At 70.6% G+C, this 26,208-nt stretch carries 24 protein-coding genes and 1 pseudogene; 16 read left to right on the forward strand and 9 right to left on the reverse strand.

The window, feature by feature from the left end; translation table 11 throughout:
* Positions 1-107: 107 nt before the first annotated feature.
* Together OG966_RS34665 and OG966_RS34670 are read left to right on the forward strand one after the other, a co-directional pair.
* Positions 108-1,562 (forward strand): annotated as a pseudogene (locus OG966_RS34665) (alpha-L-fucosidase); the annotation flags it as partial.
* 133 nt (positions 1,563-1,695) lie between these two features.
* Positions 1,696-2,037 carry an alpha-L-fucosidase C-terminal domain-containing protein gene (locus OG966_RS34670; protein ID WP_326654013.1) on the forward strand — a complete coding sequence of 114 codons (342 nt, stop codon included), beginning with the start codon at positions 1,696-1,698 and terminating at the stop codon, positions 2,035-2,037.
* On the opposite strand, the gene OG966_RS34675 is transcribed toward OG966_RS34670, so the two are convergent.
* From OG966_RS34675 to OG966_RS34685, 3 genes are read right to left on the reverse strand one after another with little or no spacing between them, the layout of a single operon-like run.
* Positions 2,015-3,421, reverse strand: coding sequence for a lipase maturation factor family protein (locus tag OG966_RS34675; protein WP_326654014.1), 1,407 nt, complete (start codon positions 3,419-3,421; stop codon positions 2,015-2,017). The genes OG966_RS34670 and OG966_RS34675 overlap by 23 nt on opposite strands.
* A gap of 11 nt (positions 3,422-3,432) precedes the next feature.
* Complete coding sequence (locus OG966_RS34680) at positions 3,433-3,963, reverse strand: DUF1990 family protein (RefSeq protein WP_326654015.1); 531 nt, start codon at positions 3,961-3,963, stop codon at positions 3,433-3,435.
* Complete coding sequence (locus tag OG966_RS34685) at positions 3,960-4,778, reverse strand: YndJ family protein (protein ID WP_326654016.1); 819 nt, start codon at positions 4,776-4,778, stop codon at positions 3,960-3,962. The genes OG966_RS34680 and OG966_RS34685 overlap by 4 nt, the downstream gene beginning before the upstream one ends.
* Before the next feature lie 142 nt (positions 4,779-4,920).
* Between OG966_RS34685 and OG966_RS34690 the strand changes: the two genes are divergently transcribed.
* From OG966_RS34690 to OG966_RS34720, 7 genes are all read left to right on the forward strand, one after another.
* On the forward strand, positions 4,921-6,192 hold the full coding sequence (locus OG966_RS34690; RefSeq protein WP_326654017.1) for a DUF6777 domain-containing protein: 1,272 nt from the start codon (positions 4,921-4,923) through the stop codon (positions 6,190-6,192).
* Between the two features lie 78 nt (positions 6,193-6,270).
* The gene (locus OG966_RS34695; protein ID WP_326654018.1) at positions 6,271-8,346 is read left to right on the forward strand and encodes a SpoIIE family protein phosphatase; all 2,076 of its coding nucleotides are present in this window, start codon (positions 6,271-6,273) and stop codon (positions 8,344-8,346) included.
* 102 nt (positions 8,347-8,448) lie between these two features.
* Positions 8,449-9,870: a wax ester/triacylglycerol synthase family O-acyltransferase gene (locus OG966_RS34700; RefSeq protein ID WP_326654019.1), complete on the forward strand. Its 1,422-nt coding sequence runs from the start codon at positions 8,449-8,451 to the stop codon at positions 9,868-9,870.
* A 164-nt stretch (positions 9,871-10,034) separates the two neighbouring features.
* Complete coding sequence (locus OG966_RS34705) at positions 10,035-11,012, forward strand: aldo/keto reductase (RefSeq protein WP_326654020.1); 978 nt, start codon at positions 10,035-10,037, stop codon at positions 11,010-11,012.
* The gene (locus tag OG966_RS34710; protein WP_326654021.1) at positions 11,009-11,320 is read left to right on the forward strand and encodes an L-rhamnose mutarotase; all 312 of its coding nucleotides are present in this window, start codon (positions 11,009-11,011) and stop codon (positions 11,318-11,320) included. The genes OG966_RS34705 and OG966_RS34710 overlap by 4 nt, the downstream gene beginning before the upstream one ends.
* 3 nt (positions 11,321-11,323) lie before the next feature.
* Complete coding sequence (locus OG966_RS34715) at positions 11,324-12,175, forward strand: amidohydrolase family protein (RefSeq protein WP_326654022.1); 852 nt, start codon at positions 11,324-11,326, stop codon at positions 12,173-12,175.
* Between the two features lie 37 nt (positions 12,176-12,212).
* The gene (locus OG966_RS34720; RefSeq protein WP_326654023.1) at positions 12,213-13,073 is read left to right on the forward strand and encodes an Fpg/Nei family DNA glycosylase; all 861 of its coding nucleotides are present in this window, start codon (positions 12,213-12,215) and stop codon (positions 13,071-13,073) included.
* Between the two features lie 107 nt (positions 13,074-13,180).
* Here OG966_RS34720 and OG966_RS34725 read toward each other — a convergent pair whose 3' ends face one another.
* Positions 13,181-13,852, reverse strand: a complete 672-nt coding sequence (locus tag OG966_RS34725) for an anti-sigma factor family protein (RefSeq protein ID WP_326654024.1) — start codon at positions 13,850-13,852, stop codon at positions 13,181-13,183.
* A 94-nt stretch (positions 13,853-13,946) separates the two neighbouring features.
* On the opposite strand from OG966_RS34725, the gene OG966_RS34730 reads away from it, so the two are divergent.
* From OG966_RS34730 to OG966_RS34755, 6 genes are all read left to right on the forward strand, one after another.
* Positions 13,947-14,138, forward strand: coding sequence for a hypothetical protein (locus tag OG966_RS34730; protein ID WP_326654025.1), 192 nt, complete (start codon positions 13,947-13,949; stop codon positions 14,136-14,138).
* A gap of 33 nt (positions 14,139-14,171) precedes the next feature.
* Positions 14,172-15,005 (forward strand): LytR/AlgR family response regulator transcription factor, encoded by an 834-nt coding sequence (locus OG966_RS34735; protein WP_326654026.1) that lies wholly within the window; start codon positions 14,172-14,174, stop codon positions 15,003-15,005.
* A gap of 238 nt (positions 15,006-15,243) precedes the next feature.
* A complete protein-coding gene (locus tag OG966_RS34740; protein ID WP_326654027.1) occupies positions 15,244-15,516 on the forward strand; it encodes a hypothetical protein in 273 nt (90 codons plus the stop codon).
* Between the two features lie 85 nt (positions 15,517-15,601).
* A complete protein-coding gene (locus OG966_RS34745) occupies positions 15,602-15,982 on the forward strand; it encodes a hypothetical protein (protein ID WP_326654028.1) in 381 nt (126 codons plus the stop codon).
* A gap of 23 nt (positions 15,983-16,005) precedes the next feature.
* Entirely contained in the window at positions 16,006-17,742 is a 1,737-nt protein-coding gene (locus OG966_RS34750) for a sodium/solute symporter (RefSeq protein ID WP_326654029.1), read from the forward strand.
* Positions 17,739-18,959 carry a sensor histidine kinase gene (locus tag OG966_RS34755; protein ID WP_326654030.1) on the forward strand — a complete coding sequence of 407 codons (1,221 nt, stop codon included), beginning with the start codon at positions 17,739-17,741 and terminating at the stop codon, positions 18,957-18,959. The genes OG966_RS34750 and OG966_RS34755 overlap by 4 nt, the downstream gene beginning before the upstream one ends.
* 180 nt (positions 18,960-19,139) lie before the next feature.
* Here the strand turns inward: OG966_RS34755 and OG966_RS34760 are convergent, their stop codons facing one another.
* The 5 genes from OG966_RS34760 to OG966_RS34780 all read right to left on the reverse strand — a co-directional run bounded on the left by OG966_RS34760 (position 19,140) and on the right by OG966_RS34780 (position 22,842).
* Entirely contained in the window at positions 19,140-19,661 is a 522-nt protein-coding gene (locus tag OG966_RS34760) for a hypothetical protein (RefSeq protein WP_326654031.1), read from the reverse strand.
* Between the two features lie 134 nt (positions 19,662-19,795).
* Positions 19,796-20,536: a hypothetical protein gene (locus OG966_RS34765; RefSeq protein ID WP_326654032.1), complete on the reverse strand. Its 741-nt coding sequence runs from the start codon at positions 20,534-20,536 to the stop codon at positions 19,796-19,798.
* A gap of 218 nt (positions 20,537-20,754) precedes the next feature.
* Positions 20,755-21,342 carry a TIGR03086 family metal-binding protein gene (locus OG966_RS34770; protein ID WP_326654033.1) on the reverse strand — a complete coding sequence of 196 codons (588 nt, stop codon included), beginning with the start codon at positions 21,340-21,342 and terminating at the stop codon, positions 20,755-20,757.
* A gap of 211 nt (positions 21,343-21,553) precedes the next feature.
* Complete coding sequence (locus OG966_RS34775) at positions 21,554-22,102, reverse strand: sigma-70 family RNA polymerase sigma factor (protein WP_326654034.1); 549 nt, start codon at positions 22,100-22,102, stop codon at positions 21,554-21,556.
* Between the two features lie 272 nt (positions 22,103-22,374).
* Entirely contained in the window at positions 22,375-22,842 is a 468-nt protein-coding gene (locus OG966_RS34780; protein WP_326654035.1) for a universal stress protein, read from the reverse strand.
* Between the two features lie 61 nt (positions 22,843-22,903).
* Between OG966_RS34780 and lysX the strand changes: the two genes are divergently transcribed.
* Entirely contained in the window at positions 22,904-26,206 is a 3,303-nt protein-coding gene (lysX, locus tag OG966_RS34785) for a bifunctional lysylphosphatidylglycerol synthetase/lysine--tRNA ligase LysX (protein WP_326654036.1), read from the forward strand.
* Positions 26,207-26,208: the final 2 nt, after the last annotated feature.

The raw sequence follows: 26,208 nt of genomic DNA on the forward strand, positions 1-26,208 counted from the left end.
CGGATCGCTTCGCCCCGTACCCCCTGCCGCACCCGGCAGGGGGTACGGGGCGTTCGGGGGCGGTTCGCGCTCCGTGGACGATCCCGCAGGTCACGCTGATTCATCCGATGGGTCGGGGAAATGGTTTCGCTTGTGTCCGGTTGAGAGCATTGACAGGTGACTGTCACGCTTCAATCATCGGACCTCATGACCGAACTTCCCAGGCGCCATGTACTCGGAATGACGGCGGGGGCGGCTGTCGGCGCCGCCCACATCCACCCGGCCACGGCCGATGCGAGCCCCCGGACCGCGGCGGCACACGTGAACGAGGAAGCGGGAGACGGCGACTGGGGCACCGTCCCCGCCGCCGTTCCCGTACCGCTGGAGCGCTGGTTCGACAACGACGGCATCGACACCGCGGACGCCCCCGGCGGCGACTTCGACGGCTCCGGCTACACCTTCCCCGGCGAGGAACTCCCTGCCGGACGGCTGGAGATCGACGGCATCGCCTATCTCTTCCCCGCCGCCACAGCGGGCACCAGGAACAACATCGTCGCCCTCGGACAGCGCGTCGAACTCCCCGAGGGCCGCTATCTTTCCGGCCTGTTCCTCGTCGCCGGCAGCTATGGGGCCGCGTCCGGCAAGGCGACCGTGCACTACGCGGACGGCACCACGCAGACCGCGGCCCTCGGCGGCCCCGACTGGTACTCGGGCAGCGGCACGCTCACCGCCCCGTACCGCCGCAACCCGGCCGGACAGAAGGATCCGCACCAGGTCGTCATCGCCACCGCCGAAGTCGCCATGGACCCCGCCAAGGACGCGGTGGCACTCACCCTGCCTGTCACCAACCCCGCCGAGCCGAACAAGAGCGCACTCCACATCTTCGCCCTCACGCTCCAACCAGCCGCCCAGGGACGGGCGTTGACGCTACGGGCGGCGCACGCCACGACCTCCCTGCTCGACTCGGGCGCCCAGAGCGTCGAGGCCACCGTGATCAACGCGGGCACCATCGGCATCCTCGCCCCGGACCACCTCACCCTCTCCGTGGACGTGCCCGGAGCCCGCACGGTCGCTCCCGCCCCGGTCGCCCGCCTCGCCCCCGGCGAGCAGGCCAGGGTCCGTATCGGCATCCGCCGCAGTCCCGGCACCCCGCCGGGCACCAGCCAGGACTGTGCCGTCGTGGCACGCGGCGCGCGCTCACCCTCGGGGTGCCCGACTACCGGCCCACCGACGCCTCGCTCAGCACCCATCAGGCGCCGTACTGGTTCCAGGACGCGAAGTTCGGGATCTTCATCCACTGGGGCGTCTACTCCGTGCCCGCGTGGGCGCCGGTCGGCAAGCAGTACGCCGAGTGGTACTGGAGCCATCTGCAGGCCCCGGACAACCCGACGTACGCCTATCACCGCCAGAGGTACGGAGAGTCTTTCGCCTACGACGACTTCATCCCGCGCTTCACGGCCGAACGTTTCAACCCGCGCTCCTGGGTCGAGCTGTTCCGCGACGCCGGCGCGCGGTACCACGTACTGACCTCCAAGCACCATGAGGGATTCGCGCTCTGGGACACCAAGGTCAGCGACCGCAACTCGGTGAAGATGGGTCCGAAGCGGGACCTCATCAAGGAGCTCTTCGACGCCTCGCGGCGCTACACCCCGGAGCTCCACCGCGGCCTGCCTCCTCGACATCGGTCCGCGCGCCGACGGCACCATCCCGGAGATCATGGAGCGCAGGCTCCGGGAAACAGGGGAGTGGCTGAAGGTCAACGGCGAGGCGATCTACGGAAGTACGTACTGGGCGAGGATGCCGCAGCTCGGCGAGGATCTGCGCTTCACGATCCGCCCGGACAAGGCCTTCTACATCCACTCGCTCGCCGCGCCCGGCGGCACGCTCACCGTCGAGGCGCCGGTGCCCGTCCGGCCCGGCGACAAGGTGACGATGCTCGGCCACGGCCGGCCGCTGACCTGGCGTACGACCGGCGGCAGGCTGGTGATCGACGTGCCCGTCGCGGCCCGCCGGGCCGGCAAGCACGTGTGGGTGTTCAAAATAGCCTGGTCGGCCTGAGGTAATCGCGCAGGTAGGTCCGGTGCCACCAGGCGCCGGTTTCCCGCAGTTCGCGCCAGGTCGTGTACCGGTAGCGGTACAGCCTGGCGCGGACATACGCGGGTGGGGCGTCCGGGAACGGATTGTGGGCAAGGAGCCGCAGCGTGTCCCGGTCGCCGTCGAGCAGGCGCTCCACGAACGGGCCGAACCAGGCGCGTGCATAGGCGGGGGAGAGCGCGGCGAACCACATCAGCCAGTCGAGCCGCAGATGGTACGGGGCGAACTGGCGTGGCATCCGGTGGACGTCGCCCGGCTTGCCCTTGAAACCGTACTCCCGCCACACCGTGTCCTGGTGGAGCACCGTCTCTTCCGTGCCTTCGATCACCACCTCATGGCGCACCCGGCCGACCGTGCCGAACGCGCCGTAGGCGTTGACCAGATGGAGCGGGTCGTAGGAGCGGTTCATCGACTGCCGCTTGGAGAGCAGATTGCGCGCCGGACGGTAGCTCAGCACCAGAACCAGGGCGGTTACGGCGATCACGACGATCTCGTACCAGAGTGGTGGCGCCGGCAGCGCGGGCGGATCCGCGAGCATCGAACCATCCACGGCGGCCAGCGCGAGCGTGATCGTTATCCAGTTCAGCCAGGCGAAGTTGCCGGAGAGCACCAGCCACAGCTGGGTCAGCGCGATCAAGCCGGCCGCGGCGCTCGCCACCGGCTGCGGTGTGAACAGCAGGATGGGCACCAGTAGCTGGGTCACATGGTTCGCGGCCACCTCGACCCGGTGGAAGGGTTTCGGCAGATGGTGGAAGAACCAGCTCAACGGCCCCGGCATCGGCTGGGTCTCGTGGTGGAAGTCGAGACAGGTGAGGTTGCGCCAGCACTCGTCGCCGCGGATTTTGATCAGTCCCGCGCCGAATTCCACCCGGAACAGCACCCAGCGGAGCAGCCACAGCACCAGCACGGGCGGGGCCGTGCGGTCATTGCCGAGGAAGACGGCGAGGAAGCCCGTCTCGAGCAGCAGTGACTCCCAGCCGAAGGCATACCAGGTCTGCCCGACATTGACGATGGACAGGTACAGCACCCACAGCAGCGCCCACCACGCCATCGCCGCCCACAGCGGGATCCGGTCGGCGGCGCCCGCGACCAGGGCCGCGGAGAGCAGACAGCCGGCCCAGGCGCAGCAGGCGAAGAAGCGGTCCGAGTAGTGCAGCTGGAAGATGCTCGGCGCGCGGCGCAGCGATATCTCCCGTACGTACGCGGGCACCGGCAGCATGCCCCGTTCGCCGATCAGCGCCCGGAACTGCAGCGCGGCGGTGAGAAAGGCGACCAGATACACGCCGGCCAGAGCCCGCTGGAAGACCAGCCGACTGAGCCAGTAGTCACTGTCGCTGAACCACTCCATTACCTCCAGTATCAGGGAGCGGCGATCTCCCGCAGTGTGTGACCGAGCCGTCCGGCGTACGCCTTCTGCAGTACGGGCACGAGCGGACCGGCGAGCCGGGTGTACCAGGTCGCCGGGCGGCTGAACGCCATCACCGTGAACCACACCGAGCCGTCGTCCCGGATGTCGACGATGAACGACTCCTCGCCGCACTCCGGATGCCCGGTCAGCGTCCCGTACGCGAAGCCCGTCCGGTCCCTCTCGTACGCCGTCCAGATCACCTCGCAGGGCGCGGTGAATCGCAGTGGTCCCAGACCGGCCGAGACCGTGAGGCGGGCGCCCGGCTCCGCCCGCCCCGCGGCGGTGTGCACCCGGGCGCCCGTCCCCCGGTGCATCCGCCAGGTGGTGACGGCCGTGCCGGCCGCCTCGAAGGCGGCGCGGCCCCGGCCGATCCGGGTGGTGTGGTGGAGGTGGTGGTAGCCGGCGGGCAGCGGGCCGAGCCGGGTGGCACCGGTCTCCGGGTAGTTGAGCGTGCGGCCGGTCTGTCTGCGGACGCTGTTCATGCGGCTTTCTCCTTTAGTTGTCGCCAGGCCAGCACCGAGCAGAGTGCGAAGCCCAGGGCGTTGCCGAGGCCATGGGTGGCGGCCATCCAGGTCAGAGTGGGGTGGGGGAGTCCGGTGGCCTCGCCGAGCGCCCAGCTCAGGGCGAGCAGCATGGTCGCCCCCAGTACGGCGGCCGAGACGGTCAGCAGCATGCGGGTGAACCGGTCCCGACTGCCGGTCCGGACATCCCGCCACGTCAGCAGGGCCACGGCCCACATACCCGTGGTCAGCACCAGTGCCCCCAGCAGCTCTGCCCAGTCGTCGACGAAGTAGCCGCCGAGGACCAGCAGGGTGCCCAGCGGCACACTGAGCGCCGCGAAGCGCCCGGCCGGTCCCGCTGCCGCCCGGCAGAGCAGGCCCGCGACCAGCGCGGCGGTGAACCCGGCGAAGTGGAAGTGCGGCACGGTCAGCGCCAGGATCGGCAGACTGAAGCCGAAGAGCTCGTGTCCCGAGCGTTCCGCGACCAGTGCCAGGCCGGCGACCGAGGGTGTCGCAAGCGCGGTGAGCACCGCGATCTCGGCGGGTGCGAAAGAGCGCGTACGGCTCAGCCGCCGTGGTGCCTGCAGAGCGAGGGCCAGTGTGCCGAGCGCGTAGACGGCCGCGAGTGCCGCGGCTGAAGCCGAGCGGGGCAGCCATGGAGCGACCGCTCCCGGAACGGCGAACAGGAGCCATGTCCGCCGAATGGACGTGAGTTCGTCACCGTCGATGAGACGCAGTCCCGTGGGGACCACCACGAGCATCCCGAGCATCACGATCAGGTTGACCAGTACGGACATCGCACCCCACCCCCGGTCTTGAACGTGTTCAATTCCCTGGGGGCGAGACTATGCCCTTACTTGAACGCGTTCAAGTCGCGGGGGTTGCGGGAATCCGGCAGAACTTGAGTGACATCTCGGGGTGAAGAGTCGGGAGACTAACGTGCGCTCACCAATTCGACGTTGGTACGCGGCAGTCGCCGCACCGTCCGTCGCGCTTCTCGCTGCCGGCTGCGGCGTCGTCGGCGGTGCGGCTTCTTCGGGCGCGGGCTCGGACTCCGGCTCTCGGGAGATCGTTCTCCAGCCGGTCGCAGCCCAGGGGCCGGACCCGTACACGGCGTCGACGGCCAGAAACGTGGCGCAGCAGCCGCCGCCTCCGCCGCCCCGGTCGAGCGCGCCGGCCAACCCGGCGGGCGCGGGGCCGGCGATGAACACGTTCCTGGGTTCGACGCCCGGTCTCTACGGCGGCACCGAGGCCATCGGCAGCTGCGACGTGGGGCAGCAGATCGCCCTCGTCAGTGGTGACCGGGCCAAGGTGCGTGCGTTTGCGCAGGGCTTGGGGGTCGCTCAAGCCGACGTCCCGAACTTCCTGCGCGGGCTGACGCCCGTCGTCCTGCGCGCCGACACCCGGGTGACCGGCCACGGGTTCCGCGACGGCTCCGCCACCAGTTACCAGTCCGTGCTGCAGGCGGGCACGGCCGTGCTGGTGGACCAGTACGGCGCGCCGCGCGTCCGGTGCGCCGGCGGGAACCCGCTGAAACCGCCGGTCGCCGTCAAGGGCACCGTGGTGCACAAAGGCCGGCCGTGGGCGGGCTACCGGCCCGATCAGGTCATCGTCATCAAGCCCACCACCACGACCATCAACAACCTTGTGATCGTCAGCGTCCTCAACAACTCGTGGATCGAGCGGAGGATCGGAACCGACGGTGAAGAGGACAGGTCGCCCGAGGTGCTCCCGCCCGTCAGCCCGGACGCCGTCTTCACGAACCCGCCGTCCATCGAACTGACCGGGCCGAGCAATCCGCCGGAATCGAGTGGCCGGTCCCCATCGAGCGGCCAGTCCCAGCCGGGCAACCCGACCAGGCCGAGTGATCAGGTGCAACCGGGTGACCAGTCCCAGCCGGGCAACCCGACCGGGCAGGGCCTCGACACGCAGCTCGGCGGCGACCCGTCGACTCCGGACTGCCCGGCACCGGCCGCCCTCGCGCCGGGGGAGGAGCCGGCATCCGGCGAGGCGATCGAGCCCGGCTGCTCCACGTCGACCCTGACGGAGCCGGTGGATCCGTCGCTGGACTCGCCCGGCGACGCCCCGGTCGACCCGCCCGTGGGTCCGCCCGTCGACCCTGTGGATGACCCGTCCGTATCCGGCGATGTGCCGCCGGTGGACTGGCTCATGCCCTCCCGGCCGGAGCTCTTCACCCCTCTTCGGGGGTGAGGAAGCCGGACACGTTCCAGGGCTGAACTGATCGTTCGAACGGTCGAAGAATCCGACAAATGATGGCAGAGTGGCTCCATGGTTGATCGGGCAGCGGGTGCCCTGTCGCTTCCCGACGACTGGCCGGCCCGACCGGATCTGAGCTTGAACCTCAACCGCATGGGCAGCTTCGACTGGGACCTGGCCAGCGGGCTCATGAACTTGGACCCGGCCGGACACGAAGTGTTCGATCTGCGCCCCGGCGAGTACGACGGCCGCCCGGCGAGCCTGGCGCGCCGGGTGCCGGCGGACGAGGCGAGCCGGCTCGACAGTCTGGTGGCGCAGGCGCTCAAGAGCGGCAGCCAGCACTACGGCGCGTACTTCCGCATCCGCCGCCGCGACGGCAGTCTGCGCTGGACCCACACCCAGGGCTTCATCCGGCGCGACAGTGCGGGTCGGCCGCTGCGGATCATCGGCATCATCCGCGACGCCACCGACGAGCTGGCCGACTCCTCCGCGCGTCTCGAAGCGGATGTGGAGCGCCGCCGGCAGACCAGCGTCGTCGAGAGCACGACGGCCGCCCTCGCTCACGCCAGGACCGTGCAGGAAGTCATCGACGTACTCAGGGACTCGCACGGTCTGGAGCACTTCGGCGCGACCAGTCTGGTCATGGGGCTGCTGGAGTCGGGCGGGCGGATCCATCTGGTCGCCGACGGCCCCGAGGGCTCCTTCGTGCCGGGCACCCGCTACACCCGGGTCGACGACGAGTACCCGATGAGCGAGGTCGTCCGTACGCTCACGCCACGCTTCATCGAGTCCAAGCAGGACTTCGCCGACTCCTATCCGCTGCTGTGGCCGCATATCGAAGGACTCGGCATCTCCTCCGCCGTCTATCTGCCACTGATTGCCCAGGCCCGCCCCATCGGAGCCCTCGGCCTCCTCTACGGCGACAAGACCGGCTTCAGCTCCGAGGAGCGCAATGTGCTGGTCGCGCTCGGCAGCAGCATCGCGCAGAGCCTGCAGCGCGCCGTGCTCTACGACCAGGAGCACGATCTCGCCCAGGGGTTGCAGCAGGCGATGCTGCCGCGCCGGATCCCCGCCGTGCCCGGGTCGCAGATCGCCGTGCGCTACCGCTCCGCGCGGCTGGGCCGGGACATCGGCGGCGACTGGTACGACGTCATCGCGCTGCCGGGCGGGCGCGTCGGCGCGGTCATCGGCGACGTGCAGGGCCATGACACCCACGCGGCCGCGGTGATGGGGCAACTGCGCATCGTGCTGCGGGCGTACGCCGCCGAGGGGCACACTCCGGCCACCGTGATGGCACGCGCCTCCGTCTTCCTGCATGAACTCGACACCGAACGGTTCGCGACCTGTATGTACGCCGAGGTCGATCTGTCGACGGGGGTGATGCAGCTGGTGCGCGCGGGGCATGTGGACCCGCTGGTCCGGGACAACGACGGCAGCACCCGTCGGCTGCCGGTGGACGGCGGGCTGCCGCTGGGGCTCTCCGCGGAGTTCGGCCGACTCGAATACCCCGTCACCACCATCGAGTTGGACCCCGGACAGACCTTGCTCTTCTACACCGACGGACTGGTCGAGGTGCCCGGCGCGGACCTCGACGACGGGATGCAGCTGCTGACCGCGCTGGTGCGCGCCGGCCCGCGCGATCTGCAGCTGCTGGCCGACCAACTGTGCGATGTGGTGGACGAGCGGAGCGGCGACGACGATGTGGCGATCCTGTTGCTCCGCCGCAAGGGCGCGTACACCCCGCAGACCGGGGGCCGGCTGCAGCAGCATGTCGCGCAGAACGACCCCGAGGCGCTGCGCTCGGCAAGGCACATGATCCGGGCGGCGACCGGGGCCTGGGGAGCGCGCGAACGGTCGGACGAGATCGAGCTGGCCGCCGACGAGATGATCACCAATGCGCTGATGCACACCGACGGCGGGGCGATCGTCACCATCCGGGTGCTGTCCGGGGCGGAGCGGCGGCTGCGGGTGGAGGTCGAGGACCGCTCCAGTGCGCTGCCGCGCAGGCGCGATGCGGGAGAGTCGGGTGTGTCAGGGCGCGGCCTGATGCTGGTGGACCGGCTGGCTGAGGCGTGGGGCGTGGAATCGCGAGGAAGCGGCAAATGCGTGTGGTGCGAGTTCATGATTCCGGAGAGGCCGAAATCTTGATTATTACCAGTTGTTAACTGTCCGTGAACTGATCGTACTTGACCGTAACCGACCGTAGGCGATTGACTTCGCACAACTGGCCTTCTAGGACATGAGGAACCATTGAGCAGCGAGCTTCTCGCACCTCTCGACCTGGCGTTCTGGCACCTTGAGTCCGCCGGGCACCCGATGCATCTCGGCGCCCTGGCATTCTTCGCTCCCGCTTCCGTTCCCGTTCCCGCTCCCGCTCCCGCTTCCGTTCCCGCTTCCGCTTCCGCGGCGGCCGCCGGGCCGGGCGCGCGGGGCGGCGGCCGCCTCCTCGAACTGCTCGCCGGCCGTGCAGCGGCGATCCCCCGCCTGCGGATGCGAGTGCGGGACGTCCTGCTGCCCGTCGGCGGCGCCGCCTGGGCCATGGCCAAGGACTTCGACGTACGACGGCATGTGCACCACGTCCGCCTCCCCGGGGGCGACTTCGCCGCCGAGGCCACCGCCATCGCCGCCGAGCTGATGGAGCGGCCCCTCGAGCGCGGCCTGCCGCCTTGGGAGATGTACCTCCTCACGGGCGCCGACGACAAAGGCGAAGGGCCGTTCGCGGTACTGGTGAAGCTCCACCACGCGCTGGCCGACGGTATGCGCGCGGTCGCCATCGGGGCAGGCATCTTCGATCAGATCGCCGACGCTCGCACCGTCGGCGTACGGCGGCCGCGCACAGTACCGCCCCGGTCGTGGACCGGAGATGCCTGGCAGGTGGCCGGGTTCGCCCGGGCCCGCATCGAGGAGCTGGGCCGCGCCGTCGGCGTCGGTGCCTCCGTCGTACGGGCCAGCAGGTTCGACCCCCGGGGTCTGCCCGCGCTCTCCGCGGGCTCCAGCGGCACGCGACGGCTCGGCACCGCAGTGCTCGACCTGGCGGATGTGCAGCAGGTGCGCAGGGCGGTGGGCGGCACGGCGAACGACGTACTGCTCGCCACCGTGGCGGGCGCGCTGCGGCGCTGGATGGGAGCCCGGGACGAGCGGCTGCCCGCCGCCGATCCGCGCGCCCTGGTGCCTGTCTCCCGGCGCAGGCCCGGCAGTCCGTCCGGCTCCGGCAACAAGTTCTCCGCGTATCTGCTTCCGCTTCCCGTCTCCGACCCCGACCCGCGCTCGCGGCTCGACGCCGTACGCACCGCCATGGACCGCAACAAGGCGGCGGGCCCATCGCGCGGCGCCGGGGCGCTGGCCGTACTCGCCGATCAACTGCCGCCGCTGGCCCACCGGTTCGGTGCGCCTCTGGCCGGAGGTGCGGCCCGGATGCTGTTCGACGTCCTGGTCACCAATGTGCCGCTGCCGCGCTCGGCCCTCTCGCTCGGCGGCTGCCCGTTGCGCGAGGTCTACCCGATGGCGCCGCTGGCCCGCGGACAGTCCCTGGCGATCGCCATGTCGACCTACGGCGGTCAGGTGCATGTGGGCCTGGTCGCCGACGGTAAGGCCGTGCCCGATCTGGACCGGCTCGCGGAGAGTCTGAGTGAGGAGCTCGAAGAACTTCTCGGCATCGCCGTCACCGGGTAGACCCCGGAAGTCTCTCCGGTGGATCCGACAGGATGGATGCAAGAGATCGGACAGCTCGGAGGCCGAGTACAACATCTCGCGGCCTCAAGGGTGTTGACGCCCTGAAGTGATCCGATGAATATTCGTCGTGATCGGTGAAGGCCTGAGCGAGGGGCAGCAGCGGGATGCGATGGAGCACGCTCGGACGCAGCGGCGTCGACATCACCGAACTGTCCTTCGGTGCGGCCGGAATCGGCAATCTGTACACCCCTGTCGACCCGGCGGCGGCCGCGGCTGCGATAGACGCCGCCTGGGACACGGGAATCCGCACCTTCGACACCGCGCCGCACTACGGGCTCGGCCTCTCCGAACGCAGGCTCGGCGAGGCGCTGCGCACCCGGCCCCGCGACGCGTACACCCTGTCCACCAAGGTGGGAAGGCTGCTCGAACCCTGCGAGGCCCGCGGCGACGACCTCGCGGACGGCTTCGCCGTGACCGCCGATCACCGCCGCGTATGGGACTTCAGCGCCGACGGCGTGCGCCGCAGCATCGAAGAGAGCCTCGTCAGGCTCGGTCTCGACCGGATCGACATCGTCTATCTGCACGACCCGGACGACCACGAGGAAGCCGCCTTCCGCCACGGCTACCCGGCGCTGGAACAGCTGCGCGCCGAAGGCGTGGTCGGCGCTATCGGCGCGGGGATGAACCAGACCGCGATGCTCACCCGCTTCCTCCGCGACACCGACGTCGACGCCGTCCTGTGCGCCGGCCGCTACACCCTGCTCGATCAGAGCGCGCTGGACGACCTGCTGCCCGAAGCGGCCGCCCGCGGCAAGAGCGTCGTCGTCGGCGGGGTCTTCAACTCCGGGCTGCTCGCCGATCCGCGCCCCGGTGCCCGGTACGACTACACGGCCGCGCCCGACGGGGTCCTGCGGCGGGCCCTGCGGCTCAAGGCCGTTGCCGAGCGGCACGGCGTACCGCTGCGCGCCGTCGCGCTCCACTATCCCTTCGGCCATCCGGCCGTCGCCGGCGTGCTGGTCGGAGCCCGGTCCGCCGACGAAGTACGGGACGCGGCCGAGCTGCTCGGCCGCTCTGTCCCGCCCGGGCTCTGGGACGAACTGCGCGCCGAAGGACTGCTGCCGAAGGACGGGGATGCCCGATGAGAGTCGCCCTGCACACCACGGTCCGCGCCGACCGCATCGCCGCGTACGAGGCGGCGCACCGAGAGGTCCCAGAGGAGCTGACCGCCGCGATCCGTGCCGCCGGCGTCACCTCCTGGACGATCTGGCGCAGCGGCACCGACCTCTTCCACCTCCTCGACTGCGCCGACTACGCCCGGCTGCTGGCCGAACTGGAAGAGCTCCCCGCCAATATCGCCTGGCAGGCGCGGATGGCCGAACTGCTCGACGTCGTACACGACTACTCCGCGGACGGCGCCGCGGCCGGACTCCCCGTCGTCTGGGAGCTGTGAGCCATGGCGATCATCGACGCCCACCACCACGTCTGGGACCTGTCCGTACGGGACCAGGACTGGATCACCGGTCCCGACCTGGCGCCCATCCGCCGCGACTTCACCCTCGACGACCTCAGGCCCGAGGCACACGCCGCGGGCGTACGCGCCACCGTCCTCGTCCAGACGGTCGCCGTCGCCGAGGAGACCCCGGAGTTCCTCGCCCTCGCCGACGGCAGCGACCTCGTCGCGGGAGTCGTCGGCTGGACCGACCTCACCGCTCCCGATGTCGCCGACACCTTGGCGGCTTTGCGCGAACGCCCGGGCGGGGACCGGCTGGTCGGCATCCGCCACCAGGTCCAGGGCGAGAGCGACCCCGAGTGGCTGCTCCGCCCCGACGTACTGCGCGGTCTCTCCGCCGTCGCCTCCGCCGGACTCGTCTACGACCTTGTGGTGCTGCCGAAGCAGCTGCCCGCGGCGTCGGAGGCGGCGGCCCGGCTGCCCGGGCTCACCTTCGTACTCGACCATCTCGGCAAGCCGTCCATCGCCTCGAAGGAACTGGAGCCCTGGGCGAGCGATGTGCGCGCCCTCGCGGCCCGGCCGAACACCGTCTGCAAACTCTCCGGCCTGGTGACCGAAGCGGCGTGGTCCACCTGGACAACGCCGGATCTGAGTCCGTACGCAGACACGGTCCTCGACGCCTTCGGCCCCGGCCGGCTGATGTTCGGATCCGATTGGCCGGTGTGCCGGCTGGCCGCCGGCTACGGCGAGGTGGTCGCCGCGGCCCGCGCGCTCACGCGGCGGCTGGGTGACGGCGAACGCGGCGCGGTGTTCGGGACCACGGCGAGCCGCGTCTACGGTCTGCGGGAGGTGTGAACCTGCGGCCGCCGTGCCCCTGCGGCACCCTGGATGCATGCCGGAACTGCCCGAAGTCGAAGCGCTGAGAGAGTTCCTCGACAGCCACCTGGTGGGACAGGAGATCGCCCGCGTCCTGCCGCTGGCGATCAGCGTCCTCAAGACGTACGACCCGCCACTCACCGCCGTCGAAGGCGCCACCGTCACCGCCGTGGACCGGCACGGGAAATGGCTCGACATCGGCGCGGGCGGCCTCCATCTCGTGACCCATCTCGCCCGGGCGGGCTGGCTCCAGTGGAAGGACGAATTCCCGGCCGCGCCGCCACGCCCGGGCAGGGGCCCGCTCGCCCTGCGCACCATCCTGACGGGCGGCGGCGGCTTCGACCTCACCGAGGCCGGCACCACCAAACGCCTCGCCGTCCACCTCGTGCACGACCCGGTAGAGGTGCCCGGCATCGCCCGGCTCGGCCCCGACCCGCTCGCCGACGACTTCGACCGTGACGCCTTCGCCGCGCTGCTCGCCGGGGAACGCCGGCAGATCAAGGGTGCTCTGCGCGACCAGAGCCTCATCGCCGGCATCGGCAACGCGTACAGCGACGAGATCCTGCACGTCGCCAGGATGTCGCCGTTCAAGCCCGTGCAGAACCTCGACGAGGACGCGATCACCGTGCTGTACGAGGCGCTGCGCTCCACCCTGCGCGAAGCCGTCGAGCGCTCGCGCGGCGTGGCGGCGGGCCGGCTCAAGGCCGAGAAGAAGAGCGGCCTGCGGGTCCATGGGCGTACCGGACAGCCGTGCCCCGTCTGCGGCGACACCATCCGCGAGGTCTCCTTCAGCGACTCCTCGCTGCAGTACTGCGCCACCTGCCAGACCGGCGGCAAGCCGCTCGCGGACCGCAGGCTCTCCCGGCTGCTGAAGTAGCACCGCCCGGCCCGAAAACCCCGTGTTCGGCCGGCAATTCCGAGTTCCGGCAATTCGGAGTGCCGAAATCCTGACTCCGGCAATTCGGAGTCCCTGGAGTTCCGGAGCTATCCCCTGAGTGTGACCACAGGCCGTCCGTCGAGGGTACGGACCTCCCACCGGCCGATCTCGCCGATCCGCACGTCCGTACCTCCCTGGATGTCCAGCGGCTGCTCATGCCCCGGCGTGTCCGGATTCCCGTAACCGCCCGCCGGCACCGCCCAGCTGAGGACAGGATGCTCGATGCCGTCCTTTCCGATGGCGATCAGCCGGCATTTGCTCGGTCCGGTCAGGCCCGCGAGCCGCAGTGCGACGGAAGTGCCCCATGCACGGTCCTGGATCGCGGCGGACGCGGTGACACCGGTCGTGGCGTCCTTCGCCGCCACCTGCCGCCCGGCAGGGGGTGCGGCGTCCTGGAGTGCCACCACCGCGGCGGGCGCCCCGACGATCAGCGCGGCGGCCGCCGCGACCAGCCGCAGCCGGCGCCCGTTGCTCCGTCGCCGCACCATCGTGACCTCGGCGGCGAGCCGCTCGAGCAGCTGCCCGGAGGGCAAGGGGGGCTCGACCCGGCCGGGACCGCCCAGTTCGGACAGGGACGCGGCGAGGGAGGCGAAGTCGGAGAGCTGTACGGTGCAGGTGACGCAGTCGGACAGATGCTCCTCGAAGCGGAAAGCGTCCGCGGGCTCCAGGACGCCCAGCGCATAGGCGGCCACGTCCCGGTGCCGCTCCTGCATGCTCATGGGTCCTCGATTCGTCACTTGCGGTGGTGCGTCTGACGCGGTCTGTCGCCCAGGAGTACGGATCAGGCCGCCGCTCTGCTCAACTTTGTGCGCGATGAGCGCAACCGCCCCTGTGGTTCGGGTCGTGGGGGTGTGCGACGGGGCTCGATCGCCGAACTCCCGAGGCCACCCGCAGCTCTGCGACCCGTACCGGACCGCGTACCTCGACGAGCCCGACGCACCAGCGATGGCGGCGATGTTCTCGCCGGAGGACCTGCTCGACGGTCACGGCGACGACAGCCCGTAGTCCCGGAATCGAGCCGCGCATACACTCCGCAGCATGCTGCGCGTACTGGCTGTCGACGACGAGAAACCGGCACTCGAAGAACTGCTCTACCTCCTCCGCTCGGACGCACGCATCAGGAGCGCGGAAGGGGCCACGGACGCCACCGAGGCGCTGCGCCGCATCAGCCGCGCCCTGGACGCGGGCCCGGACGGCGAGGACGGCATCGACGTCGTCTTCCTCGACATCCACATGGCCGGGCTCACCGGACTCGACGTCGCCAGACTGCTGGCCGGCTTCGCCAGGCCGCCGCTCATTGTCTTCGTCACCGCGCACGAGGGATTCGCCGTCCAGGCCTTCGACCTCAAGGCCGTCGACTATGTGCTCAAGCCGGTGCGCAGGGAACGGCTGGCCGAAGCGGTACGGCGCGTCCGTGACCTGGTCGTCGCGGCGCGCGAGGCGCGGCAGCCCGACCCGCTGGGACCTGCCGTACCCGCCCATGTACCGCACACCGCATCCGCCGTGGCACAGCACGACCTGCCGGGCACAGTCGCCGGCGCGGAACAGATCCCGGTCGAGCTCGGCGGTGTGACGCGCTTCGTGCCGATCGACGACATCGCCTACGTCGAGGCACAGGGGGACTACGCACGCCTGCACACCAAGGACGGCAGCCACCTGGTGCGCATCCCGCTCTCCACTCTGGAGGAGCGCTGGGCCTCCCGCGGCTTCGTACGGATACACCGCAGCCATCTCGTCGCCCTCGCACGCATCGACGAACTGCGCCTCGACGCCGGGGCCACCACCGTCCGCGTGGGCGCCGCCGAACTCGCCGTAAGCCGCCGCCATGCGCGTCAGCTGCGTGATCTGCTGATGCGGCACGCCAGGGGCTGAGCCGCGGCCGATCCCCGCCCTCGACCGGCCCCAGATCCCGACCGGCCTCCGCCCTCGAGGCCTCCGTCCCCGACCGCGACAGCGCGACGACCGTTCGACGGTCGTGGAGAGCCGCTCGTCGTCCCGGCGTGGCCGTACGGCGACGGGCGTCATCCACTGACAGCGCTGCCACCGGATTCGGCGGCAGCCGCCCCCGTCCGCCGCCTAGCCTTGATCGGGCAAGCGGCGAAGGGGCCTGATGTCCGATATCGAAGCACTGCTGGAGGAGCTCAGAAGCCTTCCGGCCACCCGGGTGTCCAGCCCTCGTGACCTCGAGGCGCTCCTGGCGACAGTGAGGAGCGCGGCCGGCCGCTGGGCGGATGTGCTCTACGAGATCCAGGAATCGGCCCAGGGACTCGTCGGCCCCCGCGCCGAAGCCGCCCTCGAAGTCGCCTTTCGCAGGGCCGAGGAGTCGTACGTCGAGCTCGAGATCGCCCTGAGCGACTGCGCCGCCCGGCGGACGAGCCACTGAGCGGCCGGCGTCTACCGTCGGTAATCGCGCCTGCGTAGACTCCACACGCCCCGAGGTTCGCCGAGAGACGCTGGAGCGGACGACGATGTCTGCAGAGCAACCACCCCGCCGCGAGGTCGTCACCGGTGTGCCGCGCAGCGCCAAACGGCCGCCCGGACACGCCCCCGCCCGGTCCGAGATCAGCGAGCAGACCACCCTCGGCGCCACCTACGTACGCTCCTTGATGCGCAGCCAGCTGCGGGCCGCGCTCTACGCACTGGGGACACTCGCTCTGCTCGTGGGCTCACTGCCGCTGCTCTTCGCGCTCCCTGCCGCGTTCGACGGCACCCTCTCCTCGCCCGAGCCCTTCGTCTGGGCAGCGCTCGGCGTGGCGGTCTACCCCGTGATGTGGCTGACCGCCCGCCGGTACGTACGCCGGGCCGAGCGCAACGAGCAGGACTTCACCAGGCTCGTCGAAGGGCGCTGAAGGGCGCTCCCGGAGGATACGACGTGAACCAGACCTACGCGGTGACCGCTGTCACCGTCGTGGTGCTCGCCACTGTGCTCATCGGCGCGCTCGGCCTGCGAATATCCCGCACCACCTCCGACTTCTACGTCGCGTCCCGCACGGTGAAGCCCGGCCTCAACGCCGCCGCCATCAGCGGCGAGTACCTCTCCGCCGCGTCCTTCCTCGGGATCGCGGGCCTGGTGCTCCTCCAGGGCCCCGACATGCTCTGGTACCCGGTCGGTTACACCGCCGGCCACCTCGTTCTGCTGGTGCTGGTCGCCGCACCGCTGCGCCGCTCGGGGGCGTACACCCTCTCCGACTTCGCCGAGGCCCGGCTCGAGTCCGCCGCCGTACGCCGGCTCGCCAGCCTCTTCGTCGTCGGCATCGGCTGGCTCTATCTGCTGCCCCAACTCCAGGGCGCGGGACTGACCCTGGAGATCCTCACCGGCGCGCCGAACTGGGTCGGCGGCCTAGTTGTCGCCTTTGTCGTCACGGGGGCCGTCGCCGCGGGCGGCATGCGCAGTATCACCTTCGTCCAGGCCTTCCAGTACTGGCTCAAGCTCACCGCGCTGCTGGTGCCCGCGCTCTTTCTCGTCGCGGCCTGGCTCGGTGACGACGCACCCCGCGCCCGCTTCGACGCGCCCACGCTCTTCCGCGAACACACCGTCGTACGCGTCGACGACACCGTCCGGATCGATCTCGAGGGACCGCTCACCCTCGCCGTCTCCGGTGACATCGACGGCACACCGTACGAGGAGGAGCGGCGGATCACCCTCGGCAAAGGCACCCACCGTGTCGAGGCGGGCACCACGCTGCGCTTCCCGCAGGGTGCCGAAGTGCCCGCGCGGGCCACCTCCGGGTCCGATCCGGCCGGCTGGTCCCAGCCCCTTTCCGGCGGCCGCGACGGCTACCACCTCTATGCGACGTACGGCCTTGTCCTCGCCACCTTTCTCGGCACGATGGGACTCCCGCATGTCGCCGTCCGCTTCTACACCAGCCCCAACGGACGCGCCGCGCGTCGCACGACGCTGGTCGTCCTCGGACTGATCGGCGCGTTCTATCTGCTGCCGCCGGTCTACGGAGCGCTCGGGCGGATCTACGCACCCGAACTCGCCCTCACCGGCGACGCGGATGCCGCCGTGCTGGTGTTGCCCGAACGGATCATCGGGGGCATCGCGGGGGATCTGCTCGGGGCGCTCCTCGCGGGCGGTGCCTTCGCGGCATTCCTGTCCACCGCCTCCGGACTGACCATGTCCGTCGCCGGTGTGATCACGCAGGATGTGCTGCCCGCGCGTGGTGTGCGGAGCTTCCGGCTCGCGACTCTCCTCGCCATGACGGTGCCGCTCGGAGTGAGCGTCGTTGCCACCAATGTGCCGGTCGCCGACGCGGTGGGGCTGGCGTTCGCCGTCTCGGCCTCCTCGTTCTGCCCGCTGCTGGTGCTCGGCATCTGGTGGCGCGGGCTCACGCCGCCCGGTGCCGCCGCCGGACTGGTGACCGGCGGGGGCGCCGCGCTGACCGCGGTGATGGCCACCCGCGCGGGTCTCGCGCCGGCGGGCTGGCCGCACACTTTGATGGCCTGGCCCGCCGTGTGGTCGGTGCCCCTCGGCTTCCTGACCATGGTGGTGGTGTCACTGGCCACCCCGGGACACGTACCTCCCGGAGCCGCCGCCATCCTCGCTCGGCTGCATCTGCCGGAAGACTTCGCCGGCAGGCCGCAGCCCGAAGGAGCCGAACGATGACCGGGATCGGTATGGCCGCACTCGCCGCGGCAGGAGCGGTACTGCTCGCGGCGGGCATCGCCATCGGACGCCTGACCGCACGACGGGGCGCCAAAGCCGACCTCGATCTCGGTACGCCCGTGGAACGGGCCACCTTCCACACCCTGCACACCGCCTCGCTGGCCGCGCCCCCGTTGCGCGCCGGCCTCACCGAGGACACCGCGCGCAAGGCCGCCCGCCGGCTGCGCTCACTGCTCGGAACCGAGGCACTCTGCCTGACCGACCGTGAATCGGTGCTTGCCTGGGACGGCCCCGGCGCCGACCACCATGGCCAGGGGGTGATGGTGCGCGTCGCCGAAATGCTGGACTCCGGGCGCAGCCAGAGCGTGCGCACCGAGTGCGAGGACCTGGAGTGCCCGCTGCGCTGGGCCGTAATCGCCCCGCTGACCGGGGAGGAAGGAGTGCTCGGCGCGCTCGTCGCCTACGGGTCGCGGGAGTCGGCCGTCCTGGTGCGGGCCGCGACGGAGGTCGCCCGCTGGGTCTCCGTACAGCTGGAACTGGCGGAGCTCGACCGTTCCCGCACCCGGCTGATCGAGGCCGAGATCCGCGCCCTGCGCGCCCAGATATCGCCGCACTTCATCTTCAACTCGCTCGCCGCGATCGCCTCGTTCGTCCGCACCGACCCGGAGCGTGCCCGCGAACTGCTTCTGGAATTCGCCGACTTCACCCGCTACTCCTTCCGCAGGCACGGTGACTTCACCAATCTCGCCGATGAACTGCGCTCCATCGAGCAGTACTTGGCGCTCGCCGGGGCCCGGTTCGGCGACCGGCTCAAGGTGACGCTCCAGGTGGCACCGGAGGTGCTGCCGGTGACCGTGCCGTTCCTGTGTCTGCAGCCGCTCGTCGAGAACGCCGTCAAGCACGGTCTGGAGGACTCCAGGAACGAATGCCGGGTCACCATCGCGGCGCGGGACGCCGGGGCCGAGGCCGTGGTGACCATCGAGGACGACGGTGTGGGCATGGACCCGGCAGTGCTGCGCGGGATCCTCGCGGGGGAGCGGCCGCCCTCGTCGGGCATCGGACTGTCCAACGTCGACGACCGGCTGCGCCAGGTGTACGGGGACGACTACGGACTCGTCATCGAGACAGGCGTCGGCGCGGGCATGAAAATCACGATGCGGATCCCCAAGTACCGGGCGGGTGTGCACTGGTCGGCCGGCCGCCGGGCCGGCGGATGAGATGGCCGCTCCGCGTTTGGTCGCCCCACCACCTGTTTCGTAGGAACCGGTGACGTTGAGCGACGATGCGTAGGTGTACGAGAGATGAGCACCCTGGGGCCCTCCTGCGGGGCGCGCACGCGGTGCGGCTGCTCAGTCGTGGAGCTCGACGCCGCCTGAGCCGCGGGGGAGCGGTCGCCCTCAGAAGAGGTGGATGGCCAGATGGCTCAGGGGCAGACCCAACTGCCAGGCCGGAGTCCATATCTGTTCGTACTCGTCCACGGGCAGGTCCAGGGGACCTGCCGGGGCCCACGGTCCGCTGTTGCCCAGGTCTGCGGCCAGCAGCTCCGTCTGCCGCAGCCAGCTCCAGGCGTCCCTGGCGAGCGCGAGATCCACATCGGCCCCGTCGCCGAGGTCGCGCCGTCCGTCCTCCTGGGCGGCCAGCCGCTCCTGCACCCACTCCTGCCAGGGATGGCCGTACGAGGTGAGGGACAGCCACTCGTCGATCCGGGAGACCACCCGGACACCCGCGAGTTCGTCCGCGCTGTGGCAGAGATAGATGGTGAGTGCCAGCGTCTGTCTTCCCGCGCGGAACTCGAGCGAGCCACTTTCGACGAGAGCGCCGGTGCGGAGCATCTCGTCAGCGATGTACTCGGCGCAGAGCCATGCCATGGGGACTGCCAGCCCGCCGCTGCTGGTGCCGTTCGAACTCTCGGGCTGCACTCTTCTCACCTGCCTTCCGGACGACGTCGTATGCCGACTCGACCACGAGCCTCCACCGAGAAACACGGCTGAGGGCCCGTCTTTACTCAACTTGAGCGTGAGGTTTCGCATACGGTCACCCCTTCGTCGTGGTCCTAGGGGGAGCTGGCTACCACCGGGGTGGCCGGGGTGGACGTGAACTCGGCACTGTCCGGAGTGAGCCGCGACGTCAGGCCGCCACGGCTGCCCCATCCGGACCGCCAGCTGCCGTCGTGGAGCTGGAAGCGCAACAGCCCCGCGCGGCACCGCCGCCACGCGGGGCTGCCCGCGTCCGCCGCGCTCAGCGCGAGGAGGGCGAGCGCGGTGGCGGGCGGCTCGTCCTCGATGCGGCTGTCGTCCCGCCGCGCCGCCGCGATACGGGCCACCGCCTCACGCACCGGCTGCCGGCCGGCCGCCGGATGCTCCACCAGGAGCCGCGCCGCCCACAGGGCGGGGGAGCCGGACCGCCCGGTGAACGGGCAGGGCGTGGCGGTCGCGATGTCGTGGGCGAGCAGCCCGGCCAGCCTGCCGGGCGGCGCACCGCCGACGACCGCCAGATCGACATGGAGGGCCACCGCCTGGACGACCCGGGACAGAGCCGCGTACCCGGGCGCGGCGAGCAGCGGATGGCTCAGATCGACGCGCTCCCCCTCGCGCAGCGCCAGCGTCCGCAGTGCCGACTGGATCAACATCAACTCGGTCACAGGGGCGCCGGGTTGGGGCCCCGCGCCACGCAGCCAGCGGCGCGCGCGCCGGGCCGCGCGGGCCGCCGCGGTGTCGGGGCAGCGGCTCAACGCCAGGCAGGCCAGCGCCGTCTCGGCGATCGCCGACCGCCGTGCTGGGGGCGTCTCGGTCACAGGTACCGTCCTCGGGTGGCTCGGAACAGGCAGTCCGTACGTTGTGTCAGTCCGTACGTCGTGTCAGTACGCGCACCACCGGGCCCGGGTTCAGCCGCAGCGTCCCGTGAGCACACCACACTCACCGTTGGCTCCTGAGGAAGACCTGGCAGAGGGCCCCGCGCGACAGCGGCGGCCGAACCCTTGCGCCGTACGGCCGCCCGGCCGCGCCTCCGGGCTCAGTGGGAAGGGTCTCGCCCGATGAACCCGAGCAGACGGTCCTGCAGCGAGGCGTCCTCGGGGACCTTCACCTCCGGTCCGAACACCTCGATCCCCGGACCGAAGGCGCCCGGTGTCCGGTACTTCTGCATCAGCTCGGCGGGGATGGCTGTGGTGCTCGCCCACAGCCGCGCCACATCGTCGGCCGGGATCGTCTCGTCCTGTCCGGTGGCCCGGGCGAGGTCCCACCCATGAAGTACGAGGTCGTCGCTGACGACCAGGTCGATGTGCCGTTCGACCGACATGGGTCCGGTGGGCGTGTCGCAGTCGGTGCCGGCGAGCGTGGGATCGTCGAGCACGGCCTCCACATCGGCACGTGCGGCCCGGAAGGCGCCCAGCGGATCGTCCTTCACCGAAGGCGCCGGACTGGGACTGCGGTCCACGGGGCGCAGCATGACCTGGTGCATGGTGACGATGTGGTCCACCACGTCGCGGGCGTTCCACGCCGCGCAAGGAGACCGGTCGGCCCATTGTTCGGGACGTACCGCGGCAATCCTGAGTTCGAAGGCATCGGCGTGTCTGCGGTAACGATCGGCGATCGCGTTCATGGCCGGGGTTCCTTCCGCATGCGGGGGAGACTGACTGAAGAGACCGCGGTGGCCGCGGAAACTCATCGGTGTCAGTCGCCTTCGGGTGTCGCGAGTGACCGCAACCCGGGTGAGTGCGGCGTCGAACGGCGACGAGCGGTCGAACGGCACGACAAGTGGTGCCGCGGACGGTGCGCGGTCGACTGCCCAAGGGCAGGCCGACCGCTGGTTCTCAGCGGCCGCCGGTCGCCGACGAGGTGGGCCTGCTGTAGCCCGGGAGGCAGCGCGCGAGCGCGCGCAGCCCGTAGTACGAACGCGACTTGACCGTGCCGGCGGGTATGCCGAGTGCCTGCGCGGCCTCGTTGACGCTCAGCCCGTGGAAGTAGATCTGCACCAGCACGGCGCGGTGCTCGGGGCTGAGCGATCCGACCGCAGCCCGGACGTCGAGAGAGGCGACAGCGCTCTCCGTGACGTCCGCCGGGTCAGGCGTGGTGGCCAGTACGCCGTCGCCTATCTCGGTGGGACGGGCCATCCGGGACCGGCGGGCGTCGATCGCGAGGCGGCGCCCGACCGTGAAGAGCCAGGGCCGCATCGACTCGTACGGACCGTCGAACGCCTCAGGGTGCTGCCAGGCGCGTACGAGCGTCTCCTGCAGCAGATCCTCGGCGCGCTGCTGGTCCCCGTAGGTCAGTCCGAGCAGAAAGCTCAGCAGCGCGGGGCCGTGTTCACGCTGCAGCTCCGCCATGGCTCGATCGTCGGTCGTCGCGGTCGCCGTCGCCATTGCCAACACCCTTTCGCGCTGAGGTCGATGCCACGTGGCGTATACGAACGCATCAGGGCGCGCAGGGACAGACGGCGCACAGTTGTCTTCGGCGAGCGGTCGCACGGAGCGACGAGTGGTGCGGTGAACGGTCCGCCGGAAGCAAATGGAGGCAGTCGCTCCGCGGGCGTACTCCCGCGCGTTCGATCATCCGCCCCGCCGGGGCAAGGTCTCACCATGCGCCGCCGGCGAGGGTACCGATCACGGGCCGGGCCATCGCGGCGGCTCGTCCGCTACGGAACGACGGTCACCGGCCAGCGCCCCGCCTTCACCAGCCGGACCGCGACCGAACCGACGAACCGGTGGCCCGCCGACTCCGAAGCCCCGACCACCACGGCGTCCGCCTTCAGCTCGTCGGCCGCCGTGACAAGACCGCTGTAGGGATCACCGCGGAAGGTGTGGAACTCCCAGCGGACCTCCCATATGCCCTTGACCCGCTCGGTGGCAGAGCGGATCTCGGCCACCAGCCCCTCGGCGATCTCGCCGGTCATGTCCCCGAGCGGGACCGGGACCCCGAGCGCCGCACCCGCCGGCATCACCGGCTGGACATACACGATGGCGAGCAGAGCGTTCTGCCGTCGCGCGAGGCCGCCCGCATACGACGCCGCACGCAGTGAAGAGTCGGATCCGTCCACACCGACGACGATGACCTTGGGGCCGTCGGTACCGCGTTCGAACTGGTGTGGCTGCTGCTCTGTCACACCAATGAGGCTATCCGTTCCCGACAGGCGGCCCGCCGGTGGTCTCCTTAGAGTGCGAAATATGACTGTCACCGTGGAGGCCCCCACGTCCGCCCGCGGCGGCCGGCTCAGCAGGGTGCCGGGGGCGTTCGCGATGTTCTTCGCCGCACTGGGCGTGTTCTGCGTCATCATTTCGCTCGTCCCTCCACTGCGGCGTCTGCTGAGTCCTGTCACCCTGTTCCTGGACCGCGTCGCCGTCCCGGTCAGCGCCAACCTCGCCTACGCGGTCTTCCTTCTGCTGCTCGCGGCGGCCATCGGCGCCCGCAAGAAGGCCGCGTGGTGGCTGGTCGTCGGTTATCTGGTACTGCTGCTGCTCGCGGACGTACTGGTGGTGATCTTCGACGGGGACGTGTCCTGGATCCCCAACCTGGTGCTGTGCGTGATCGTCCTGGTGGTGCTGGTCATCGCGCGCCGGGAGTTCTACGCCCAGACCCGGCGCGGTGCGCTGCGCCGCGCGCTGCTCGTCCTGGTTCTCGGGCTCGCCGTCGGTGTACTCGTCGGCTGGGGTCTGGTCGAGCTCTTCCCCGGCTCGCTGCCGGAGGGGCAGCGATTGTTGTGGGCCGCCAACCGGGTGCTCGGCGGACTGGTCTCCGGCGACCAGTTCGACGGTCGCCCGCCACGCCTGCTCTTCTTCCTCCTCGGACTGTTCGGCGCGATCGCCCTGCTCAGCGCGGCCAGCACACTGTTCCGCTCGCAGCGTCTGGAAGCCGCCCTGCACGGCGACGAGGAGCCCCGTATCCGCGCACTGCTCGGCGCGTACGGCTCCCATGACTCCCTCGGCTACTTCGCCACCCGCCGCGACAAGGCCGTCGTCTTCTCGGCCAGCGGCAGGGGCGCCGTCACCTACCGTGTCGAGGCCGGTGTCTGCCTGGCCAGTGGCGACCCGGTAGGCGACCGGGCGGCCTGGACCCCCGCCATCGAGGCCTGGCTGGCGGTGGCCAAGCGCTATGCCTGGGCCCCCGCCGTCATGGGCGCGTCCGAGGAGGGCGCCAAAGTGTTCGCGCGCTCCGGCCTCGGCGCCATCCAGCTCGGTGACGAGGCGATCCTGAACGTCGCCCGGTTCGACCTGGACGGCCGCGACATGCGCGTCACCCGGCAGGCCGTGAACCGCGTCAAGCGGACCGGGGCGCGCACCGAGATCCGCCGGCACTCCGCCCTCACGGACGAGGAAATGCGGAAGATCGTGGAAAGGGCCGACGCCTGGCGGGACACCGAGACCGAACGCGGCTTCTCCATGGCGCTCGACCGCCTCGGCGACCCGGGCGACGGCGACTGCCTCCTCGTCGAAGCCTTCGACGGCGACGGCAATCTGATGGCGCTGCTCTCCTTCGTGCCCTGGGGCAAGGACGGCATCTCGCTCGACCTGATGCGCCGTGACCGCACCGCCCCCAACGGCGTCATGGAGTTCATGGTCGCCGATCTCTGCGCCCACGCGCCCAAACTCGGCGTCCGCCGTGTCTCACTCAACTTCGCCGTCTTCCGCTCGGCGTTCGAGGAGGGCGCCCGCATCGGCGCGGGCCCGGTCCTGAGGATGTGGCGCAAGCTGCTCCTCTTCCTCTCCAAGTGGTGGCAGCTGGAGGCCCTCTACCGGTCCAACGTCAAATATCAGCCCGAGTGGTATCCACGCTTCCTCTGTTACGGCGATGCGGGCTCGCTCGCCCGGATCGGCCTCGCCTCCGGAATCGCCGAGGGCTTCGTCTCCGTACCGAGCCTGCGCAAGCTCTGGGGGAAGGGCAGGAGCCGGCCGGGCGTCGTCACTCCCGTCACCACGGAGGGGCTGCCGCCCATCGACTCGCTCGGCCTGGTGGGGCCCGAGCCGGGCGCGCCGACGGGGGAACAGCGGCTGCCGGAGCAGGTTCTCATCCGCCACCGCAAGCTGGAGCGGCTGCGCGCGGACGGCACCGACCCGTATCCCGTGGGCATCGCCGAGCGCACCGACACGCTCGCCGGGATCCGCGCCGCGCACCCCACGCCCGCCCCCGGCACCCGCACCGGCCGGCAGACCACCGTGGCAGGGCGCGTGATGGTCGTACGCGACCTCGGCGGCGTTGTCTTCGCCGTACTGCGCGACTGGTCGGGCGACCTGCAGCTCGCTTTCACCCGCGACGGCTCCGGCCCGGACGTCATCAGGGGATTCACTTCCGACGTCGACCTCGGCGATCACATCACCGCCACCGGCGAGATCGGCGCCAGCGACAAGGGCGAGCTCTCGGTTTTCGTGACCGAGTGGCAGCTGACGGGCAAATGCCTGCGCCCGCTGCCCGACAAACGGCGCGGACTCGCCGACCCCGAGGCACGGGTGCGCCGGCGCTATCTGGACCTGGTCGCCAGTCCCGCCGCCCGCGATGTCGTACGCCACCGCTCCACCGCCGTCCAGGCGCTGCGTCAGGGGCTACTGGAGCGCGGCTATCTCGAGGTCGAGACGCCGATGCTGCAGCAGATCCACGGCGGCGCGAACGCCCGCCCCTTCACCACCCACATCAACGCCTACGACCTCGACCTGTATCTGCGCATCGCCCCCGAGCTGTATCTCAAGCGGCTGTGCGTGGGCGGCCTGGAGAAGGTCTTCGAGATGGGCCGCACCTTCCGCAACGAAGGCGTCTCGTACAAGCACAACCCCGAGTTCACGATGCTGGAGGCCTATCAGGCCTTCGCCGACTACGACGTGATGCTCGAACTGACCCGCGAACTGATCCAGGGAGCGGCCACCGCCGCCTTCGGCTCCGCGATCGCGCACAAGGCGGGCCCGGACGGCAAGCTCGTCGAGCATGACATCTCGGGACACTGGCCGGTCAAGACGCTGTACGGGGCGGTGTCCGAAGCGCTCGGCGAGGAGGTCGACGCCGATACCGAAGAGACCATGCTCAGAACACTCTGCGACCGGGCGGGCATCCCGCACACCCCGGACGACACCCGCGGCGATGTGGTTCTCGAGATGTATGAGCGTCTCGTCGAGGAGCGGACCAAGATGCCCACCTTCTACAAGGACTTCCCGACCGACGTCTCCCCGCTCACCCGCCAGCACCGCCGTGACCCACGGCTCGCCGAACGCTGGGACCTGGTCGCCTTCGGAACGGAACTGGGCACCGCCTACTCGGAGTTGACCGATCCAGTGGAGCAGCGCCGCAGACTCACCGCTCAGTCGCTGCTCGCCGCGGGCGGCGACCCGGAGGCCATGGAGCTCGACGAGGACTTCCTCGACGCGCTCGAGTACGCGATGCCGCCGACCGGTGGGCTCGGCATCGGGGTGGACCGGCTCGTCATGTTCCTCACCGGGCTGACCATCCGCGAGACATTGCCCTTCCCCCTGGTCCGCCGTAACTGAGC

The sequence above is a fragment of the Streptomyces sp. NBC_01750 genome, assembly GCF_035918095.1.
In the GTDB taxonomy this organism is placed as follows: Bacteria; Actinomycetota; Actinomycetes; order Streptomycetales; family Streptomycetaceae; genus Streptomyces.

Excerpts from the sequence above, each read along its gene's own strand:
- OG966_RS34670 (WP_326654013.1), top strand. The coding sequence starts at position 1,696 with ATGGAGCGCAGGCTCCGGGAAACAGGGGAGTGGCTGAAGGTCAACGGC.
- OG966_RS34675 (WP_326654014.1), bottom strand. The coding sequence starts at position 3,421 with ATGGAGTGGTTCAGCGACAGTGACTACTGGCTCAGTCGGCTGGTCTTC.
- OG966_RS34680 (WP_326654015.1), bottom strand. The coding sequence starts at position 3,963 with ATGAACAGCGTCCGCAGACAGACCGGCCGCACGCTCAACTACCCGGAG.
- OG966_RS34685 (WP_326654016.1), bottom strand. The coding sequence starts at position 4,778 with ATGTCCGTACTGGTCAACCTGATCGTGATGCTCGGGATGCTCGTGGTG.
- OG966_RS34695 (WP_326654018.1), top strand. The coding sequence starts at position 6,271 with ATGGTTGATCGGGCAGCGGGTGCCCTGTCGCTTCCCGACGACTGGCCG.
- OG966_RS34705 (WP_326654020.1), top strand. The coding sequence starts at position 10,035 with ATGCGATGGAGCACGCTCGGACGCAGCGGCGTCGACATCACCGAACTG.
- OG966_RS34710 (WP_326654021.1), top strand. The coding sequence starts at position 11,009 with ATGAGAGTCGCCCTGCACACCACGGTCCGCGCCGACCGCATCGCCGCG.
- OG966_RS34715 (WP_326654022.1), top strand. The coding sequence starts at position 11,324 with ATGGCGATCATCGACGCCCACCACCACGTCTGGGACCTGTCCGTACGG.
- OG966_RS34720 (WP_326654023.1), top strand. The coding sequence starts at position 12,213 with ATGCCGGAACTGCCCGAAGTCGAAGCGCTGAGAGAGTTCCTCGACAGC.
- OG966_RS34725 (WP_326654024.1), bottom strand. The coding sequence starts at position 13,852 with ATGAGCATGCAGGAGCGGCACCGGGACGTGGCCGCCTATGCGCTGGGC.
- OG966_RS34730 (WP_326654025.1), top strand. The coding sequence starts at position 13,947 with ATGAGCGCAACCGCCCCTGTGGTTCGGGTCGTGGGGGTGTGCGACGGG.
- OG966_RS34735 (WP_326654026.1), top strand. The coding sequence starts at position 14,172 with ATGCTGCGCGTACTGGCTGTCGACGACGAGAAACCGGCACTCGAAGAA.
- OG966_RS34740 (WP_326654027.1), top strand. The coding sequence starts at position 15,244 with ATGTCCGATATCGAAGCACTGCTGGAGGAGCTCAGAAGCCTTCCGGCC.
- OG966_RS34745 (WP_326654028.1), top strand. The coding sequence starts at position 15,602 with ATGTCTGCAGAGCAACCACCCCGCCGCGAGGTCGTCACCGGTGTGCCG.
- OG966_RS34755 (WP_326654030.1), top strand. The coding sequence starts at position 17,739 with ATGACCGGGATCGGTATGGCCGCACTCGCCGCGGCAGGAGCGGTACTG.
- OG966_RS34770 (WP_326654033.1), bottom strand. The coding sequence starts at position 21,342 with ATGAACGCGATCGCCGATCGTTACCGCAGACACGCCGATGCCTTCGAA.
- OG966_RS34775 (WP_326654034.1), bottom strand. The coding sequence starts at position 22,102 with ATGGCGACGGCGACCGCGACGACCGACGATCGAGCCATGGCGGAGCTG.
- lysX (WP_326654036.1), top strand. The coding sequence starts at position 22,904 with ATGACTGTCACCGTGGAGGCCCCCACGTCCGCCCGCGGCGGCCGGCTC.